Here is a 15,408-nt window from a genome sequence, read left to right on the forward strand (position 1 = left end):
TGCGCACCCCACCCTTTCGTGATTCCTGTCGCCGCCACTCGCCATGACCGCCTTCATTATCCGTCGGCTCTGCCAGAGCATTGTGATACTGGCGCTGACCTCGCTGATTGTGTTTGCCGGCGTCTACGCCATCGGTGACCCCATCGAGATCCTGGTGCCCGCCGACGCGTCGCAAGCTGAAATCGCGCAGGCCGTCAGTTCGCTGGGGCTTGATTTACCCCTGTATCAGCAGTATTTGAAATTCGTTGGGAACGCGCTGCACGGTGATCTGGGAAATTCCTTTGTCTTCAATCAGCCCGCCATCCAGCTCATTCTGCAACGCCTGCCCGCCACCCTTGAGCTGGCATTCGTTGCGTTGCTGTTGGCGCTGATCATTGGTTTGCCGCTGGGGCTCGTCGCCGGATTGAAGCCGGACTCGGCGCTGGACCGCAGCATCATGGCGGGATCTATTCTGGGATTCAGCCTGCCGAATTTCTGGCAGGGCATCATGCTGGTGCTGATCTTCTCGGTGACGCTGGGCTGGTTGCCATCGACCGGTCGCGGCCCCACGGGCGAACTGTTAGGCATGCGCTCAAGCCTGGCCTCTTGGGATGGCATCCGCCACCTGATCCTGCCCGCACTGAATCTGGCGCTGTTCAAGATCGCGCTGATCGTGCGCCTGACCCGCAGCGGCGTACGCGAAACGATGCCATTGGACTACGTGAAATTCGCACGCGCCAAGGGTCTGCGAGAGTCGCGCGTGATCTTCATACATGTGCTCAAGAACATCATGATCCCGATTGTGACGGTCGTGGGCATGGAGTTCGGGTCGCTGATTGCATTCGCCACGGTGACCGAAACCATATTCGCTTGGCCAGGCGTCGGCAAACTGATCATCGACAGCATCATGAAGCTGGACCGCCCCGTTGTGGTCGCCTATCTGCTGATCGTTGTCACCATGTTCATCGTGCTGAACCTGCTGGTGGACATCATTTATTCCGTCCTGGACCCCCGCGTCCGCGTGGGAGCTTCCGAATGAAGAACCGCTCGTTGAAGATTGGCCTGCCCAGTCGCGACACCACATTCGGTCAGGCCGTGCATGGCGTGCTGGACAGCCGCCCCGCCACCATCGCCGCCGCAATCTTCCTGCTGCTGGTACTGGCCGCCATTCTGGCTCCGTGGATCGCGCCCCAGAACCCCTACGACCTGGCAGCCATCACCATTCTGGACGGCCGAATGGCGCCTGGCAGCCAGGGCGTCTATGGCGATATGTATTGGGCGGGCACCGACGCCCAAGGACGCGACATGCTGTCGGCCATGATGTATGGCTTGCGCACAAGCTTGAGCGTGGGCGTGTTGAGCGGACTGTTTGCCATGGCCGTAGGCACCGTCCTGGGACTGACCGCCGCCTATTTCGGCGGCCGTATCGATGCGTTGATCATGCGTCTGGTGGACCTGATGCTGGGCTTTCCCACCATTCTCGTCGCGCTGATGATGCTGGCTATTCTGGGCCAAGGCGTAGACAAGGTGATCCTGGCGCTGGTGGTTGTGCAATGGGCCTACTTTGCACGCGCCGTGCGCGCCACCGCTGTCGTCGAACGCCGCAAGGAATACATGGAAGCCGCGCTGTGCCTGGGCCTGAGCCACCGCCGGGCGCTGTTCTCGCAACTGCTGCCCAACTGCATCCCGCCAGTCATCGTCATTGCAATGATTCAAACGGCCAACGCGATCGCCGCCGAGGCCACGCTGAGCTTTCTGGGCATTGGTCTGCCCGTCACCGAACCGTCGCTGGGCTTGCTGATTGCAAACGGCTACCAGCAGATGTTGGCCGGCCTGTACTGGATCAGCGTGTTCCCTGGCGTGTTGCTGCTGACCGTGGTCTTCACCATGAACATCGTGGGCGACCGTGTCCGCGAGGCGCTGAACCCGCGCCTGCAGAAATAGGAAGCCTTATGACTTCACCAACTCCTACGCTTTCTGTGCGCAACCTGCGTACCTGGTTTCACACCAGGGCGGGCGTGGTGCGCGCAGTCGATGACGTGAGCTTTGATGTCCATCCAGGAGAAATCCTGGGTCTGGTGGGCGAATCAGGCTCTGGAAAATCCATCACCGGCTTCTCAATACTCGGTTTGATCGACCCGCCGGGCCGCATCGACTGCGGGCAAATCCTGTTCAAAGGCACTGACCTGGCGACCCTGACCAGGCAAGAGTTGCGGCAGCTGCGCGGCAATCGTATCGCCATGGTGTTTCAGGACCCCATGATGACGTTGAACCCGGTTTTCCGCATCGAAACCCAAATGATCGAAACCGTTCGCACGCATGAACGTTGCAGCCACAAAGCGGCATGGGCGCGGGCGCGCGACACCTTGGCGGCGGTCGGCATACCGTCGCCAGCCGAACGATTGAAAGCCTATCCGCATCAGTTGTCGGGCGGCATGCGCCAACGCGTGGCCATTGCGATCGCTATGCTGCACAAGCCGGACCTGATCATCGCCGACGAACCCACAACCGCGCTGGACGTGACCATCCAAGCGCAGATCCTGGCTGAAATGCAAAAGCTCTGCGCCGAAACCGGAACAGCCATGGTCTGGGTCAGTCATGACCTGGCAGTTGTGGCCGGGCTGGCGGACCGCGTCTGCGTCATGTACGCAGGGCGCGTGGTGGAGTCAGGAGACACCGACAGCATCCTGGACTATCCGCAGCATCCTTACACCATCGGCCTGATCGGTTCGGTGCCCAGCAATGAACACATGGGTGACCGTCTATATCAGATTCCCGGCATGGCGCCGTCGCCGTTGGCTCTGCCCGCTGGCTGCGCCTTCAATCCCCGCTGCGCGCACGCGACCGACCGCTGCCGCAGCGAACAGCCGCCCATCGCTGCCGACGGCAACCGCACACACCGGTGCTTTCACCCCCAGACAGGAGCCCTCTTGTGAACGCGCCGATCCTGATGCAAGCCCGCCAAGTATCGCGCTTGTTCGTCAAACGACCTGATTACGCCGAGCGCCTGGCGGGCTGGCTAGGCGCCACCGTGAATTCCCACACCGTCCACGCGGTGGATCGCGTCGACCTCACCATCCATCAAGGCGAAGTCGTGGGATTGGTGGGCGAATCGGGCTGCGGAAAGTCCACCCTGGGCCGTGTGTTGGCAGGCATCTTGCCCGCCACCTCGGGGTCCATCCAGACACCCGCGGGCGAGTTGCGCAGCCTGACCGGGCGGGCCGCTCACACCCAGCGCATGGCCACGCAGATGATCTTTCAAGACCCGATGTCGTCGCTGAATCCGCGCAAACGGGTACGCGACATCATCGGTGAAGCCCCATTGGCCAACCGCATCATCGCTCGGGGCGACTATGACAACTACGTGATCGACGTCATGCGTCGCGTGGGCCTGGACCCCGACTACCGCAACCGCTTTCCGCATCAGTTCTCGGGCGGGCAGCGCCAACGTATCGGCATCGGCCGCGCCTTGGCTGTGAAACCCGAATTCCTGATTTGCGATGAATCCATCGCAGCGCTCGATGTCTCCATCCAAGCGCAGATTTTGAATTTGTTCATGGACCTGCGCCAGGATCTTGGTCTGACCTACCTGTTCATCAGCCATGACCTGGGCGTGGTTCAGCGCATCAGCGACCGCACCGTCATCATGTATCTCGGCCGCATCGTGGAATCCGGCCCCACAGCCGAGGTCTTCACAACGCCTCGCCATCCTTATACGCAGGCGCTGCTGGAGGAAGTACCGCGTTTGTCGAATCGCAAGCGGCGCTTTCATGCCATCACGGGCGAGATTCCTTCCCCATTAAATCCGCCGGCCGGCTGTCATTTTCATCCTCGCTGCCCGCGCGCGATCGCCCAGTGCAAGACACAGGCTCCCGCACTGCAAGCCGTTGCCTCCGGCCACCAGGCCGCATGCCATCTACTTGACGGGCAGGCATGAAACGTCCCGCGAATCAAAGGATTCCTCTTGCCATGACACCCCAATCCCTGTTGTTGCGCGGCCTGCTTGCCCTGGCCCTGGCCGCCTCCTCGGCCAGCTCCCTGGCGCGCCCGCTGCTGACCATCGGCCATTCGAGCGAACCGTCTTCCATCGATCCGCTTTTTTCACGCACGGGCAATAACCAGGCCGCGGCCGAGAACATCTTTGAACGCTTGGTTTCCACCGACCCAAACATGCAGACGCGTCCGGGGCTGGCCCTTGCCTGGAGAACCCTGGAACCGACACTCTGGGAAATCAAGTTGCGGCCGGGCGTGACCTTCCACGATGACACGCCATTCACAGCGGAGGACGTGGTGTTCTCGCTGGGGCGCGCGCCCAAGGTGCCCAACAGCCCTGCCCCCTTCACCGGCGCCGTACGCTCCATAGCGCACATCGACGTGGTAGATCCCTTGACCTTGCGCATCCGCACCAAGGCGCCCACGCCCGACTTCATGGAGCAGATCGGTCTGGTTTATATGCTGTCGCGCCGTGCCGCTGAGGGAAAACGGTCCGAAGATTTCAACTCTGGCAAGGCGGCGGTGGGCACCGGCCCGTACAAATTCCTGCGTTGGCAGCCTGGCGATAGCCTGGAACTGGAGCGCAACGAGCACTATTGGGGCCGCAGGCCCGATTTTGACCGCGTGTTGATCCGCTATATCGCCAACGACGCGGCGCGTATCTCGGCGTTGCTGTCCGGGTCGGTTGACCTGATAGACAGCGTGCCGCCTACCGACGCCAAAAACCTGAAGGACAAGCCTGGCTATACGCTGTATCAGTCGCCATCGGCACGGCTGATCTACCTGGCACTGGATTCGTCGCGCGACATCAGTCCCTTCGTGACTGACGCCGACGGCAAGCCGATGCGTGCCAACCCGCTCAAAGACGTGCGCGTTCGCCAGGCGATTTCGAAAATGTTCATGCGCGAGCCCATCACCACCCGCCTACTCAGCGGGGCCGGCGTGCCCGCCGGTCAGATGGTGCCTGAGGGTCTGGGCGGCTATGCGTCCAGCCTGCCAGCGCCCGCCTATGACCTGGAAGGCGCCCGCGCCTTGCTGGCCCAGGCGGGCTATCCGAAAGGTTTCGGACTGACCCTGCACTCGTCCAATGACCGCTTCGCGGGCGACAGCGATCTGGCGCAAGCCTTGGCGCAAATGATGGCTCGCGCCGGTGTGCGCATCAATGGGGTGGTCACGCAACCCTACAACGTCTACGCGGGTGCTAGCGGCAAGCAGCAATACAGCGCCTTCATCTTCTCTTATGGCAACAACACGGCCGATTCGTCCAACGGGCTGACCAATGTGCTGGCCACTTACGACAAGGCAGCGGGCACCGGCGCCTTCAACCGTTCGCGCTATTCCAACCCCGAACTGGACCGGTTCTTAAGCCAGGCCTCGCAGGAATTCGACCCCGAAAAACGCGACGCTCTGTTGCGCCGGGCTGCTGAAGCCGGCTTTAACGACGTCGGCATCGTGCCGCTGTATTTTCCCGTGGCCTTCTGGGGCGCGCGAAACGGCACGGTGATGCACGCCAACAAGCTGGAACGCACGTCCATGCTGTACATACAGGAAGCAAAATGACGCCCCCCGTCGACACCCTTACTGCACCTTGCTCCGCTCAGGTGCTGGCGGACCGTATGGTCCTCACGCGCGACGGCATTCGTCTGGCCACGGATGTGCATCTGCCCGCAGGCTACCGCATCGGCGTGGACGCTCCCCTGCCCGTCATCCTTGAACGCACGCCTTACGGCAAGGCCGAAGTCTCGCGTTCTGAACAGCTGGGCGAACGGCTGGGTGTGCCGCGCCCCGAGATCGCACGCCATTTCGTTCAACACGGCTTTGCCGTCGTGTTCCAGGACTGCCGCGGCCGCTATGGGTCCGAAGGCCACTTCACCAAATATCTGTCCGAAGGCCCCGACGGATTCGATACGCTGGCCTGGATCGTCGAGCAGCCGTGGTGCAATGGCAAGATCGGCACCATGGGCCTGTCCTACGCCGCCCATACACAGTTGGCCCTTGCCTGCCTGAACCCTCCCGGTCTGACCTGCATGGTGTTGGACTCTGGCGGATTTTCCAACGGCTATCAATGCGGTATCCGCCAATCGGGCGCGTTCGAACTGAAGCAAGCGACCTGGGCATTCAAGCAGGCAAAACTCAGCCCAGCCGCGCAACACGACCCATTGGTGCTGGCGGCGCTGGAAGCGCAAGACATTCGGCAGTGGTTTTCGCGTATGCCTTGGCGCCCGGGTCACTCACCGCTATCGCCAGTACCTGAGTACGAGGACTATCTGTTCGAGCAATGGCGCGCCGATACCTTCGGCGACGCCTGGCGCCAGCTGGGCATTTACGCGGAAGGCTATTACGACGCCATCCCCGACATACCCGTAGTGCTGATGTCCAGCTGGTACGACGCTTACGTTCGCAGCACGATGGAAAACTACGACGCGCTGACAGCAGGCAGGCAAGCCCCCGTACAACTCATCATGGGCCCGTGGCTGCATGGCGATCGCAATATCACCCATAGCGGTGACGCCGAGTTTGGCCCGGCCGCCGCATTTGACGGTAATGTGGCGGCCAGTTGGCTGGATTTTCGCCTGGCGTGGTTCCGGCAATGGTTGCAAGGCAAACCGGCCGCGCAAGCGTCTGATGCCTCTGGCCCCGCCGCCCGGCTATTTCTGATGGGCGGCGGCAGCGGCCGTCGCGACCCGGATGGCCGGTTCGAGCATGGCGGCCAGTGGGTGCAGGCAGATGCCTGGCCTGTGCCGCAGGCAACGGCTACGCCGTTATACCTGCACGCGGACGGCCGTCTTTCCGAAACGCCTTCATCACTGCCTGACGCCCATATCAGCTACCAGTCTGATCCCCGCCTGCCCGTACCCACCATCGGCGGCTCGCTAACATCGGGCCAGCCTGTATTCGAAGGCGGTGGCTTTGACCAGCGGGAGGACTCGCGATTCTTCGGCGTGCAGCAACCAGGGCTGCCCTTGTCGTCACGCGCCGACGTCGTGGTGTTTCAGACCACTCCGCTTGTGCGCGACGTGGCCGTTGTCGGCCCGGTCACGGTGAAGTTGTTCGTCTCGTCCGACTGCCCGGACACGGATTTCACGGCGAAGTTGATTGACGTTTATCCGCCAAGCGAAAGCGATCCGCAAGGGTATGCACTGAACCTGACGGACGGCATTTTCCGCTGCCGATTTCACGAATCCTGGGAACGCGCCAGCCCTTTGCAACCCGCAAAAATCTACGAAATTACGATCGAACCGTTTGCCACCTGCAACCTGTTCAAGCGCGGCCATCGCATCCGGCTGGATATCGCCAGCAGCAACTTCCCCAAGTACGACGTCAACCCCAATAGCGGCGAAACAGCCTCCGATGCTCGGGAAAAGCGCATCGCACTAAACACGCTGCATCTCTCGCCGCAGCATGCGTCACACATCACGATTTGCCTGGCCGAGCCCCAAACGCTGACGCCTCTTGCGGTCAACGACATGTCCAGCTAAACGCCGCCAACCGTTGTTTTACCCGCCGCTGCCTGCGCCTTGCGCCGGCGGCCGGATGGTTTTCATCCATCGTTTCCATCACTTCCAGGGGGACCCTTTGTGAAAAGAATGATCAAACACCGCAGCACATTAGGCGCCGCACTCGCGCTGTCCTGCTTGAATCCGGCGCAAGCTGCGGACACAAGCGCCGTCACCTTGTACGGCCTGGTGGACCTGGGCACCACCTACGAACGCAAGAACGGCGAATCCAGCCTGCGTCAAAAAAGCGGCAACCAGTCGGGATCGCGCTGGGGGCTGCGCGGGGTGGAAGACCTGGGCAATGGCTACAAGGCGGTATTCCGTTTGGAAAGCGGCTTTACCGCCAACAACGGCATGCAGGCGCAAGGCCGGATGTTTGGACGATGGGCCTACGTGGGCTTGGCGGGCGGCTTCGGCGAAGTGCGTCTGGGCCGTCAGTGGGTCTACGGATTTGAATGGGCTGCCGTAGGATCGCCATTTGGCAGCGGCTGGGGCCAGGGGTCCAACAACGTCAGCCTGGGCTATAACGATGGAGATTTTGGCTCGGGCGGCCGCGTCAACAATGCCGTTTTCTACACCACGCCCAACATGAATGGCCTGCAAGCCGGCTTGGGCTACAGCTTTGAAGCCAACGACCGCGACGCCTTCGCAACCGACGCACACGACCGCGTCCTGACGGCCGGCCTGCGCTATACCAAAGGGCCCGTCGCCACAGCCCTTACGTATGAACGCCTGAATCCCAACGCCACGCAATCCAATAAAAAGGTCACCACCAATCTGCAAGTGGCTGGTTCTTACGATTTTGAGTGGATCAAGGTCCACGCCACCTACGGCAATCTGCGCAACGCCAACGCAGGGCCGTCAGCTGGCTATGACCGCGTGAATTCGTTCATCGGAGGCGTCAGCATACCGGCCGGGAAGTCAGGCTCACTGCTAGCGTCGTATCAACGAGCCACGAGTTCGGATATCACCGGCTGGGCGCTGGGTTACCAGTACAACCTGTCCAAGCGCACCAATCTGTACGCGTACACCAACCGGGTGGACATCCGAGCATCACATACGCTGCAAAACTCCGTCGGAATACGGCATATGTTCTAAACCGTTGAAGGACGGGCACGGCACTACACCTTGCCCGTCAACACTTTCCTGGGAAAAGCGCTTAATTGACCAGACCGCCCAGGACGAGCACGGCCAGGAATAACCAGAAAATGAAACCCAGGATAGAGCGGCGCAATATTGCTTTGACCGCGCCCCACAGGAACATCAAGCCAAGCACCAGCAGGACGAAATTGAAGATGGATGGGTTCATGCCCATCGCGCCGGCCAAGCCTGAATAGAAATCGCCCAAGGCGCCGCCCAAACCGCCCAGCAACCACTTGATGCCGGCAACTACGCCACGCAGCGCTTCGCCGAGCATGCCGCCCAGCGACGCGAAAAAGCCGTCTTCTGTATGCATCAGCGGCGCGTGTCCATAATCATTCGCACGGCCAGACCGGCCAGCACCGTGCCCATCAGCCAGCGCTGGATCACCATCCACAGCGGGCGGCCCGCCAGGAAACCGGCGATCGACCCGGCCGTAATGGCAATCACGGCGTTGACCGACAGGCTGACCGACACCTGCGTCAGCCCCAATGCGAGCGACTGGGTGAACACACTGCCATGATCCGGCTGAATGAATTGAGGCAGCAGCGACACATACATCACCGCGACCTTGGGGTTCAGCAGATTGGTGACCAATCCCATCGAGAACAGCGTGCGAGCGCTGCTCTTGGGCAGCTCACGCACGACAAACGGAGAGCTGCCGCCCGGACGAACTGCCTGCCAGGCCATGTACAGCAGATACAGAGCGCCGCCGATACGCAGCGCGTCATAGGCAACGGGCACCGTCAGCAGCAGTGCCGTGATGCCGAACGCCGCACAGAAAACGTAGAAAATGAATCCGACTGCGACGCCGCCCAGAGAGATCAGGCCGGCCTGGGGGCCTTGTGAGATAGAGCGCGAAACCAGGTAAATCATGTTGGGCCCGGGGGTAAGCACCATACCCAGAGCAACCAGGGCGAACGTCAGCAAGTGGGTCAGGTCAGGCATGATGAGCCGGCGGGCGCCGGACAAAGTCGGAGTGGATGCGAGTACGTTATCTCAAATCTGTACCGGAACAGCGGAATTTTCTTGGGGGTTTACCGGCTAGTGGCGCCGGCGATACAGTTACTCCGTTCGCCTGTAAGGAGCGTCTGGTCATGCCGCAACGCCGTCATCCGTCCCCGGTGGAAAAGCCCGCTCAGATCCGGGTTGGGATCGGAGGGTGGACCTATGCGCCCTGGCGCGGCCCATTCTATCCAGAGGGTCTGCCCCACGCGCGCGAACTGGAGTATGCCAGCCAGCAGATGAGCGCCATCGAGATCAACGGCACCTATTACAGCACGCAGAAACCGGCCACCTTTGCCAAGTGGCGGGACGAAACGCCGGACGGTTTTGTATTTTCATTAAAGGCATCCCGCTACGCGACCAATCGCCGCGAATTGGCGGGCGCCAAGGATGCGATCCTGCGCTTTGTGCATAGCGGCATTGGCGAACTCGGGCCGAAGCTGGGGCCGATTGTCTGGCAGTTCGCGCCTGCCAAGACATTTAACGAACAGGATTTTGGGGCTTTTCTGTCGCTGCTGCCCGAGCAGGTGGACGGCCTGCCCTTGCGCCATGTGCTGGATGTGCGCCATCCCAGCTTTGCTTGCGAAGAATACCTGTCGCTGGCCCGCCTCCATAACGCGGCCACCGTTTACACCGATAGCGAAGACTATCCATCGATTGCGGATCGCACGGCGGATTTTGTCTATGCCCGGCTGATGCGCGCCAGCACGGCGTTCAAAGCGGGTTATGCGCCAAAAGTGCTGGATGCCTGGGCGGAGCGCCTGCGCATCTGGGCGCGCGGCGCCGACCCCGCTGACCTTGCCCGTGTCAGCACAGGCCGGCCAGCCGCCGCGCACCCGCAAGACGTTTACGCCTTCTTCATCAATGGCGCAAAAGAACGCGCGCCAGCTGCGGCGCGCGCCATGATCGACCGCCTGTAGCGGCCGATACCCGCCAGCTTATTGTGCGACCGGCGTGCGCAGCGTCACGAACTCTTCGGCAGCCGTGGGGTGGATACCGATGGTGTCGTCAAACACCTGCTTGGTAGCGCCTGCCTTCAGCGCAATCGCAATGCCCTGCACGATTTCACCGGCGTCGGGGCCGACCATGTGCACGCCCAGCACGCGATCCGTTTTGGCATCCACGATCAGCTTCATCAGCGTTTTTTCCTGCGACTCGGTGAGCGTCAGCTTCATGGGGCGGAAGCGGCTTTCGAAAAGCTTGACCTCGTGCCCGGCCTCGCGCGCCTCTTCCGTCGTCATGCCCACCGTACCGATATTCGGCAGACTGAACACTGCCGTCGGAATCAGCTTGTAGTCCACCTTGCGGTATTCCTCGGGACGGAACAAGCGGCGGGCCACGGCCATGCCTTCGGCCAGCGCCACCGGCGTCAACGGCACGCGCCCGATCACATCGCCGATGGCCAGAATGGACGGTTCGGCAGTGCGGTATTCGTCATCGACCTGGATAAAGCCGTCTTTGTTGAACTTGACGCCGGTGTTTTCCAGCCCCAGGTTGTCCAGCATCGGACGGCGTCCGGTGGCGTAGAACACGCAATCGGTTTCGATGACGGAGCCGTCTTTCAGCGTGGCGGCAAACGTGCCGTCGGCTTGCTTGTCGATCCGCGTGACTTCGGTGTTAAAGCGCAGGTCGATGCCTTTCTTGACCAGTTCGTCGCGCAGATGTTCGCGCACGCCTTGATCGAAACCGCGCAGGAACAGCGGACCGCGATAGGCCTGGACGGTCTGCGCGCCCATGCCATTGAAAATCGAGGCGAATTCCACCGCGATATAGCCGCCGCCCACGACCAGCACGCGGCGCGGCAATTCAGCCAGAAAGAAGGCTTCGTTCGACGTGATCGCGTGTTCCTTGCCAGGAATGTCAGGCACCTGCGGCCAACCGCCAGTCGCCACCAGAATATTGGCGGCGCTATGGCGCTTGCCATTGATCTCCACCGTATGCGGGTCCACGATGCGCGCATGGCCTTCCAACAGCGTCACACCGCTATTGACCAGCAAATTCCGGTAAATGCCGTTAAGACGCTCGATCTCGCGATTCTTGTTGGCGATCAGCGCCGGCCAGTCAAACGAGGGTTTGCCGGCAGTCCAGCCGAAACCCTGCGCCTGTTCGAAGTCTTCGCTGTAGTGGGCGCCATAAACCAGCAGCTTTTTGGGTACGCAGCCCACGTTGACGCAGGTGCCGCCCAAATAACGGCTTTCAGCCACCGCGACGCGCGCGCCAAAACCTGCTGCAAAACGGGCCGCACGCACGCCGCCCGAGCCTGCGCCGATCACAAACAGATCAAAATCGAATGCCATGATGTTTCCTTCGCGTGGCCGTAACGGCCCGCGCTCACTGTCCGGGAAAGTTGTATTTAACACTACCCGGCGGCTAGGCCCTTTAGACGGCATACTCAAACCACGGCAATTGCCCTACAGTCTGCGGCAGGGCCGCGTTGCGGCCGCCTTTTGCCAATGGAGCTTTCCTATGTCGCTTGAAACCTGGCTGGCCTTTCTAGGCGCGTCCGCCCTGCTGGTGATGTTGCCCGGCCCCACCATTCTTACCGTCATCAGCTATTCGATTACGCACGGCAAATCCGCGCGGCTGCCCTTGGTGCTGGCCGTGGCGCTGGGCGACTCAACTGCGCTGGTACTGTCCCTGCTGGGACTGGGCGCGCTACTGGCCACCTCGGCATTTTGGTTCACGGTTGTGAAAACTGCGGGCGGGCTGTACTTGCTGTACTTGGGCATCAAGCTGCTGCGCGCTGGCGTCTCACCCGCCACGCTGCCCAAAACCGAAGCCGTCGGCTCGCGCTGGAAGCTGTTTGCCAACACCTATCTGGTGACGGCGCTGAACCCCAAGGGCATGATCTTCTTTGTGGCCTTTCTGCCCCAATTCATTGACCCGGCCGGCGACGTGACGCGGCAGCTCTGGATGCTGTCGGCCACCTTTGTCGCCTGCGCCGGCATCAATGCCGCTGCCTATGCCGTGTTTGCGGGTTCTGCCCGCCGGCTGCTGGCCTCGCCCCGGGCGCAACGCGGCTTCAACCTGGGCGGCGGCGCCATGCTGTCCGCAGCCGGCGTTTGGGCCATGCTGGCTCGCCGGGTCTGACGCACCGGGTCTGACGCGCCGGGTCTGATTCATCCTCAGGGCCGTGCTGCGGATACGGCCTCTGGGTCGAGACGGTAGCGGGAAATCGCATCGGCCGCGCAAGCGCGGTCGATCAGCCCGTCATCAGCCAAGGCCTTCAATGCGGCCAGCACGATGTGGTGGCAGTCCACTTCAAAGAAAGCGCGCAGCGACTGGCGCGTGTCAGAACGGCCAAAGCCATCCGTGCCCAGCGTCACGTAGCGGCGGCCCGCCATGAAGGGACGAATCTGCTCAGGCACTGTCCGCATATAGTCGGTGGCCGCAACCACCGGCCCGCTGCTGCCGGCCAGACTGCATTCTGCAAACCCCATGCGCGCATCTTCCAGCGGATGCAAGCGGCTCCAGCGTTCAGCCTCGTGCCCGTCACGGCCCAGCTCCGAATAGCTGGTCACGCTCCAGACATCGGCCGACACGCCAAAGTCCTGTTGCAGCAGATCGGCCGCCGCCAGCGTTTCCCGCAGGATCGCGCCGCTGCCCAGCAACTGCACGCGCAATGCGCCGGGCGCGCCGGCGCGTAAGCGATACATGCCTTGCAGGATGCCGTCTTCTGCGCCTTCGGGCATGGCTGGGTGCGCGGTTTTCTCGTTGATCAAGGTCAGGTAATAAAAGACGTCCTCTTCCTCCTGGTACATGCGGCGCATGCCGTCCTGCACGATCACCGCGATCTCGTACGCGTAGGCCGGGTCGTAGGCGCGGCATGACGGAATGACCGAGGCCAGCACATGGCTGTGGCCGTCATCATGCTGAAGCCCTTCACCCTCTAGCGTGGTACGCCCCGATGTGGCGCCCAGCAGGAAACCGCGCGCGCGGATGTCACCCGCCGCCCAGGCCAGGTCGCCTACGCGCTGAAAACCGAACATCGAATAGAAGATGTAGAACGGAATGGTCGCGATGCCGTGCGTGCTGTGCGCCGTTGCCGCCGCGATCCACGACGACATGGCGCCGGATTCGTTAATGCCTTCCTGCAGAATCTGGCCCTTCTGGTCTTCACGGTAAACACTGAGCTGGTCAGCGTCCTGCGGCGTGTAGAGCTGGCCCACATGGGAGTAGATGCCCACCTGCCGGAACATGCCGTCCATGCCAAACGTGCGCGACTCATCCGGCACGATGGGAATCACGCGTTGGCCGATGACCGGGTCTTTCAGCAGTTGGGCCAGCACCCGCACGAACGCCATGGTGGTTGAGAACTCACGCCCGTCGCTTCCTTTCAGGTGCGCGGCAAAGGCGTCCAGCGCGGGTGTCGCCAAGGGTCCGGGGCCAGCCGGACGCCGGGGCAGATGGCCGCCTGCCCGGGCGATAGCAGCGTCGAAATACGCCTGTTCGGCGCTACCGGGCGCAGGCTTTATATACGGAATCTGTTCCAGCTGATCATCGGGCACGGCAATGGCGAATCGGTCGCGGAATGCACGCACGGCCGGGTCAGCCATCTTCTTTTGCTGGTGATTGGTGTTGGCGGCCTCGCCCGCCGCGCCCATGCCGTAACCCTTGACCGTTTTGGCCAGAATCACGGTGGGCTGGCCGCGATGCGCCACGGCGGCGGCATACGCGGCGTAGACCTTGGCGGGGTCGTGGCCGCCACGGTTCAGCGCGCCGATCTCGTCGTCGGACAGGTGCGCCACGCGTTCCAGCAGAACCGGGTCCGCGCCAAAAAAATGTTCACGCACATAGGCGCCGCCGCGCGCCTTGAACACCTGATACTCGCCGTCCACACACTGCATCATGCGCTGGCGCAGGCGGCCGTCATGGTCTTGTGCCAAGAGCGCATCCCAGCCCGCGCCCCAGATCACTTTGATGACATTCCATCCCGCGCCGCGATACACGCGTTCCAGTTCCTGGATGATCTTGGCGTTGCCTCGCACCGGGCCGTCCAGGCGCTGCAAATTGCAATTGACCACGAAGATCAGGTTGTCCAGTTTTTCGCGGCCTGCCATTGCCACGGCTGCCAGTGTTTCGGGCTGATCCTGTTCGCCATCACCTAGAAAACCCCACACCTTGCGCCCTTGCGCCGGGATCAGCTCGCGGTCTTCCAGATAGCGGGTGTAGCGCGCCTGGTAAGCGGCCATCAGCGGCCCCAGCCCCATCGACACCGTGGGAAATTGCCAGAACGACGGCATGGTGCGGGGATGCGGGTAGGACGCCAGGCCGCCGCCTCCGATCTCGCGCCGGAAACGGTCCAGCTCGGACTCCGAAATACGCCCTTCCAGATAGGCGCGCGCGTAGATGCCAGGCGCGGAATGCCCCTGGATGTACAGCATGTCGCCCAGGAATTCCGGCGTGGCGGCGCGAAAGAAATGGCGATAGCCCGTTTCATACAACGTCGTGGCGGACGCGTAGGTAGCGATATGGCCGCCCACGCCCGAAGTCTTGCCGGCGCGCAACACCATGGCCATCGCGTTCCAGCGCAGGTACGCATCCAACCGCAATTCAATGCCTGCGTCACCCGGAAATGCGCCTTGGTCTGCGGGCGCGATGGTGTTCACGTAAGGCGTGGCGCCGGGCGCCACATAACCGCCCGCCGTCGCGCGGTCCTGGTTGATCAACTGGTCTAGCAAATAGTGCGTGCGCGGCAGGCCTTCGTGGGCCAGCACGGCCTGCATGGCTTCCAGCCATTCCTGAGTTTCCTGCGGGTCGGCATCGATCCGGTCGATCGGGGTGTCCATGGGCG

General features: G+C 62.1%; 13 protein-coding genes. 9 read left to right on the forward strand and 4 right to left on the reverse strand.

The features are described 5' to 3' along the window. Window positions 1-43: 43 nt before the first annotated feature. The 7 genes from RAS12_RS10840 (at window position 44) to RAS12_RS10870 (ending at window position 8,567) form a co-directional block, all read left to right on the forward strand. Window positions 44-1,018, forward strand: coding sequence for an ABC transporter permease (locus tag RAS12_RS10840; protein WP_306948145.1), 975 nt, complete (start codon window positions 44-46; stop codon window positions 1,016-1,018). After that, window positions 1,015-1,923, forward strand: coding sequence for an ABC transporter permease (locus RAS12_RS10845; RefSeq protein WP_306948147.1), 909 nt, complete (start codon window positions 1,015-1,017; stop codon window positions 1,921-1,923). Before RAS12_RS10840 ends, RAS12_RS10845 begins: the two co-directional genes overlap by 4 nt. Window positions 1,924-1,931: 8 nt before the next feature. Beyond that, window positions 1,932-2,915 carry an ABC transporter ATP-binding protein gene (locus tag RAS12_RS10850; RefSeq protein WP_306948148.1) on the forward strand — a complete coding sequence of 328 codons (984 nt, stop codon included), beginning with the start codon at window positions 1,932-1,934 and terminating at the stop codon, window positions 2,913-2,915. After that, window positions 2,912-3,916: an ABC transporter ATP-binding protein gene (locus RAS12_RS10855; RefSeq protein WP_306948150.1), complete on the forward strand. Its 1,005-nt coding sequence runs from the start codon at window positions 2,912-2,914 to the stop codon at window positions 3,914-3,916. The genes RAS12_RS10850 and RAS12_RS10855 overlap by 4 nt, the downstream gene beginning before the upstream one ends. Before the next feature lie 32 nt (window positions 3,917-3,948). Further along, complete coding sequence (locus RAS12_RS10860) at window positions 3,949-5,532, forward strand: ABC transporter substrate-binding protein (protein WP_306948152.1); 1,584 nt, start codon at window positions 3,949-3,951, stop codon at window positions 5,530-5,532. Beyond that, a complete protein-coding gene (locus RAS12_RS10865) occupies window positions 5,529-7,451 on the forward strand; it encodes a CocE/NonD family hydrolase (protein WP_306948154.1) in 1,923 nt (640 codons plus the stop codon). The genes RAS12_RS10860 and RAS12_RS10865 overlap by 4 nt, the downstream gene beginning before the upstream one ends. Before the next feature lie 108 nt (window positions 7,452-7,559). Beyond that, complete coding sequence (locus tag RAS12_RS10870) at window positions 7,560-8,567, forward strand: porin (RefSeq protein WP_306948156.1); 1,008 nt, start codon at window positions 7,560-7,562, stop codon at window positions 8,565-8,567. A 61-nt stretch (window positions 8,568-8,628) separates the two neighbouring features. On the opposite strand, the gene RAS12_RS10875 is transcribed toward RAS12_RS10870, so the two are convergent. Next, complete coding sequence (locus RAS12_RS10875; RefSeq protein ID WP_306948158.1) at window positions 8,629-8,925, reverse strand: hypothetical protein; 297 nt, start codon at window positions 8,923-8,925, stop codon at window positions 8,629-8,631. Beyond that, window positions 8,925-9,557, reverse strand: coding sequence for a LysE family translocator (locus tag RAS12_RS10880; protein WP_306948160.1), 633 nt, complete (start codon window positions 9,555-9,557; stop codon window positions 8,925-8,927). The genes RAS12_RS10875 and RAS12_RS10880 overlap by 1 nt, the downstream gene beginning before the upstream one ends. Before the next feature lie 149 nt (window positions 9,558-9,706). On the opposite strand from RAS12_RS10880, the gene RAS12_RS10885 reads away from it, so the two are divergent. Continuing rightward, on the forward strand, window positions 9,707-10,534 hold the full coding sequence (locus RAS12_RS10885) for a DUF72 domain-containing protein (protein WP_306948162.1): 828 nt from the start codon (window positions 9,707-9,709) through the stop codon (window positions 10,532-10,534). Between the two features lie 18 nt (window positions 10,535-10,552). On the opposite strand, the gene gorA is transcribed toward RAS12_RS10885, so the two are convergent. Then, the gene (gorA, locus tag RAS12_RS10890) at window positions 10,553-11,911 is read right to left on the reverse strand and encodes a glutathione-disulfide reductase (RefSeq protein WP_306948164.1); all 1,359 of its coding nucleotides are present in this window, start codon (window positions 11,909-11,911) and stop codon (window positions 10,553-10,555) included. A 169-nt stretch (window positions 11,912-12,080) separates the two neighbouring features. On the opposite strand from gorA, the gene RAS12_RS10895 reads away from it, so the two are divergent. Next, window positions 12,081-12,704 (forward strand): LysE family translocator, encoded by a 624-nt coding sequence (locus RAS12_RS10895; RefSeq protein ID WP_306948166.1) that lies wholly within the window; start codon window positions 12,081-12,083, stop codon window positions 12,702-12,704. Between the two features lie 35 nt (window positions 12,705-12,739). Here RAS12_RS10895 and aceE read toward each other — a convergent pair whose 3' ends face one another. Further along, window positions 12,740-15,403 carry a pyruvate dehydrogenase (acetyl-transferring), homodimeric type gene (gene aceE, locus RAS12_RS10900; RefSeq protein WP_306948167.1) on the reverse strand — a complete coding sequence of 888 codons (2,664 nt, stop codon included), beginning with the start codon at window positions 15,401-15,403 and terminating at the stop codon, window positions 12,740-12,742. Window positions 15,404-15,408: the final 5 nt, after the last annotated feature.

This window comes from Achromobacter seleniivolatilans (assembly GCF_030864005.1).
GTDB lineage: Bacteria > Pseudomonadota > Gammaproteobacteria > Burkholderiales > Burkholderiaceae_B > Achromobacter > Achromobacter seleniivolatilans.